Origin of the sequence: Pseudoalteromonas luteoviolacea (genome assembly GCF_001696455.1) — a bacterium.
Classification (GTDB): Bacteria; Pseudomonadota; Gammaproteobacteria; order Enterobacterales; family Alteromonadaceae; genus Pseudoalteromonas; species Pseudoalteromonas luteoviolacea_C.
Map to the genome: position 1 here is coordinate 1 of NZ_MAUJ01000085.1, position 209 is coordinate 209.

Below are 209 nucleotides of genomic sequence, written 5' to 3' on the forward strand. Positions count from 1 at the left end.
AAATCTAAGTCTCAAGTGCCTCTTACTGGCTTGACTTAGCTTATCGCAAGTTAGTACGTCCTTCATCGCCTCCAACTGCCAAGCATCCACCGTGTACGCTTAGTCACTTAACCATACAACCCAAAATGGTTTGTATCGTCAAAGACAGTTTTAACTTCGCCAGAAGTTAAGTAATACTAAAGTAGACGCTAATTAATCAACTAAATGAT

General features: G+C 39.7%; 1 rRNA gene. It reads right to left on the minus strand.

Annotated elements, in window-relative coordinates:
* Positions 1-113 (minus strand): 23S ribosomal RNA (locus tag A7985_RS25615); the annotation flags it as partial.
* Positions 114-209 lie beyond the last annotated feature (96 nt).